Source organism: Humibacter sp. (genome assembly GCF_051954055.1).
In the GTDB taxonomy this organism is placed as follows: domain Bacteria; phylum Actinomycetota; class Actinomycetes; order Actinomycetales; family Microbacteriaceae; genus Humibacter.
The window spans coordinates 1-3,753 of the sequence record NZ_JBQCIE010000025.1; the positions used below are offsets into that span (position 1 = coordinate 1).

3 protein-coding genes are annotated in these 3,753 nt (G+C 68.3%); all 3 read left to right on the forward strand.

Annotated elements, in window-relative coordinates; all coding sequences use genetic code 11:
• Positions 1–458: 458 nt before the first annotated feature.
• From ACTHNC_RS03190 to ACTHNC_RS03200, 3 genes are read left to right on the forward strand one after another with little or no spacing between them, the layout of a single operon-like run.
• The gene (locus ACTHNC_RS03190; protein ID WP_440293152.1) at positions 459–1,844 is read left to right on the forward strand and encodes a hemolysin family protein; all 1,386 of its coding nucleotides are present in this window, start codon (positions 459–461) and stop codon (positions 1,842–1,844) included.
• On the forward strand, positions 1,837–2,874 hold the full coding sequence (locus ACTHNC_RS03195) for a hemolysin family protein (RefSeq protein ID WP_440293153.1): 1,038 nt from the start codon (positions 1,837–1,839) through the stop codon (positions 2,872–2,874). The genes ACTHNC_RS03190 and ACTHNC_RS03195 overlap by 8 nt, the downstream gene beginning before the upstream one ends.
• 29 nt (positions 2,875–2,903) lie before the next feature.
• Complete coding sequence (locus ACTHNC_RS03200) at positions 2,904–3,698, forward strand: carbohydrate kinase family protein (protein ID WP_440293154.1); 795 nt, start codon at positions 2,904–2,906, stop codon at positions 3,696–3,698.
• Positions 3,699–3,753: the final 55 nt, after the last annotated feature.

Here is a 3,753-nt window from a genome sequence, read left to right on the forward strand (position 1 = left end):
GACGTTGAGTCGTCGCGGGACATGGTTGTCATGGTGTCCGGAGCGGACACGATTCCCTGCGGGACAGGGTTCCAATGTGGAAGCCGAACGACTTCCCATATCTGGGGACGGCGAGTGTGCTGCCGCCGGACGACTCGGCGCTGGGTGCAGTGCCTCCGTGCCGGCGTGGTGACGAACCGGGCATGCGCGACGAGCATCCACTTGCGCTACACGAATCGGCATCCGCCACACATATCGGCATCCGCTACGGAAACTTCGTGTAGCGGATGCCGGAAGGTGTAGCGCTTCGCGAAGGCACAGCCCTTCGGGTCGGGAGCGAGCGGGAACGGGGGCCGGCGGGCGCCCGCCGGTATACTTTCGAGGACAATGGACGACCCTCCTTCTGCCAGTTCGCCCACGTTTTCGAGCCACCGGACGCCGAGTGCCGGTGAGCGGCGCGGCCGGAGGCGGTGACGGCCGTGACGGAGTGGCTCATGCTCGCCGCCGGCCTGGTGCTCACCGTCGGCACGGGATTCTTCGTCGCCAGCGAGTTCGCCCTGGTGAACCTCGACAGAGCCGATCTGGAGGCCCGGAGGGATCGCGGTGAGACGCGGCTGGCGATGACGATCGCCGCCCTCAAGATCACCTCCACACATCTCTCCAGCGCGCAGCTCGGCATCACGCTCACGACGCTGCTCACCGGCTATCTCATGGAGCCGTCCATCTCGTCGCTGCTGGCCGGGCCACTCGAGTCGATCGGGCTACCGGCCGGCGCGGTGCCGCCGATCGGCACCGTCGTGGGCATCCTCGTCGCCACGCTCGTGTCGATGATCCTCGGTGAGCTCGTGCCTAAGGGCTTCGCGCTCGCCCTGCCCCGCGCGACGGCGAAGGTCGTCATCCCGTTCCAGACCCTCTTCACCACGGTGTTCCGTCCGGCCGTGTTCGTGCTGAACGCCAGCGCCAATGGCGTGCTGCGCTCGTTCGGGGTCGAGCCGAAGGAAGAGCTCTCCGGAGCGCGCAGTGCAGAGGAACTGGCATCGCTGGTGCGCCGTTCCGCGAGTGCAGGGCTGCTCGAATCGGATACCGCCACTCTGCTCGGCCGCACGTTGCGGTTCTCCGAGCACACGGCATCCGACGTCATGACACCGCGTCCTCGCGTGGCCAGCGTGCACCGGTCCGAACCGGCGACGGAGGTGCTGGCGCTGGCGAGGCGCACCGGTTTCTCGCGCTTTCCGGTGATCGACGACGACATCGACGACATCGTGGGCATCGTGCACGTGAAGCAGGCCGTCGCGGTCCCGATCGAGCGCAGGGAGCTGGTGCCGGCATCCGCTCTGCAGACGGATGCCGTGCGCGTGCCGGAGACGATGACGCTCGACACCCTGCTCGGCGAACTGCGCGGCAAGGGCTATCAGATGGCGGTCGTGGTCGACGAGTACGGCGGCACGGCGGGAGTGGCCACCCTGGAGGACCTCGTCGAGGAACTCGTGGGCGACGTCGCGGATGAGCACGATCGCGCCCGAGCCGACATCGTGCGCGGTGCGGGATCCATCACGATCTCCGGGATGCTCCGACCCGACGAGCTCGAGGACCGCACCGGAATCGAGATCCCCGAGGAGGGACCGTACGAGACCGTCGCGGGGTTCGTGATGAACGAGCTCGACCGCTTGCCGGTGGTGGGCGACGAGGTGCACGTCGACGGAGGGACCTTGCGGGTCGAGCGGCTCGACGGCAGGCGCGTGGACCGGCTGAGGTTCACGCCCGACCCGGACACCGATCCCGTCCGCTACTCGGAGCGGCGCAATGCCGCCGCCCGCGCCGAGGAGCCCGGCGAGAACACGCCGAGGGAGGCGGATCGTGCCTGACTGGGTGGGCATCCTGCTGCTCTTCGTGCTGCTGGCAGGCAACGCGTTCTTCGTCGGCGCCGAGTTCGCCGTCATGTCGGCGCGCCGCTCGCAGATCGAACCGAAGGCCGAGCACGGTGGCCGCGCCGCCCGCACCGCGCTCTGGGCGATGGAGCACGCAACGCTCATGCTGGCCACGACCCAGCTCGGCATCACCGTCTGCTCGCTGCTGATACTCAACGTCTCCGAACCGGCCATCCACCACGTGCTCGAGGAGCCGCTGAAGCTCACCGGACTCTCGGACGACTGGATCGCCGGCATCGCATTCGCGATCGCTCTCGTGCTGGTCACGTTCCTGCACGTCGTGTTCGGCGAGATGGTGCCCAAGAACCTCTCGTTCTCGCTTCCAGACCGCGCGGCGCTGCTCCTCGCTCCGCCGCTGGTGGGCATCGCCCGCGTCTTCAAGCCCATCGTCGTCGCACTGAACGCCATGGCGAACGGCATCGTGCGCGTCTTCGGCGTCAAGCCGGTCAACGAGGCGGTCAGCACGTTCACGCTCGACGAGGTCGCGACGATCGTCGACCAGTCCACCAGGGAGGGCGTGCTCACCGACCGCACCGGAACGCTCAGCAACGCCTTCGAGTTCTCCGCCAAGAAGGTGGCGGATGTCGCACTCGACCCGCAGACGTTGGTGTGCCTCCCCGAGACAGCGACACCGTCGGACGTCGACCGCGCCGTGGCGAAGCACGGCTTCTCCCGCTACGTCATCGTCGACTCCACCGGCGAGCCGATCGGGTACGTGCACCTGAAGGACGTTCTCGATCTCGAACGCGACGGATACAACGAGCCCATCCCCGCCTGGCGGTTCCGCAGGCTCGTGCCGCTTGAGCCCGAGTCCGACATCGAGGATGCCCTCGCCGTCATGCGCCGCTCGGGCGGGCACGTCGGCCGTACCGTCGGCCAGGACGAGGAGACACTCGGCGTCGTGTTCCTCGAGGACATCATCGAAGAGCTGGTCGGGGAAGTGCAGGACGCGACTCGGCGGTCGTGAGCTGGGGCGCGGGGCGGTATTAATGTCGGGTGCTGGTTCGAGAGGTCGATGCGACGCGCGTGATCGTCAGCGGGCCCGTCGCGTGGAACGTCACGGCGCGACTTGAGGAGCTGCCTGCCCCTGTCGCGCAGACCGTGTTCGCGCAGGCGTCGACGGAAGGGATCGGCGGCACCTCAGCGGGGAAGGCGCTCACGCTGGCCGGCCTCGGCGCTCACGTCACGCTGCGAACACTCGTCGGATCGGATGACGCAGGGCAGAGGGTGCTCGGTGCGCTCGCGCATCCATCGATCGACGTGCACGCGATGCCGACCGCCGACGGTCTGACCGAACGGCACGTGAACCTCATCGATGCGAGCGGTTCGCGTGTCTCGGTGTATCTCGAGCTTCCGCAGCCGGTGGAGGCGGAGCATCCGCTCGGGCCTGGGCTCGACGGCTTCGCGGCGGCGCTCGTCGACCTCGCCGCTCACAGTGTTCCGCTGCTCGGGCTCCTGCGCGACGCACAGGTGCCGGTGTGGTGCGACGTGCACGACGACGACGGCGCAGGCGACGGGTACTGCAGGCCCTTCACCGCAGCGGCGCACGTCGTCATCGCCAGTGACGCGAAGCTCGCCGACGTCGACGGCTACCTCGCCGCCCGCGTCGCCGAGGGCGCCGAACTCGCGGTGTGCACCCGCGGGGGACTCGGCAGCGTTGCAGTGCACGTCGACGAGGACGGCGAGCACTGGTTCGACGTCGGCACGGCCGAGGTGCGCGACGTGGTCGCTGACGGCGCGGTCGTTCAGAGATCGAGGATGAGGCGAATGCCCTTGTCGACGTCGGACTGAAGATATGGCGGTAGGGAGGCAACTCTTTCGGACAGCACGTCCTTGTCAACCGTCG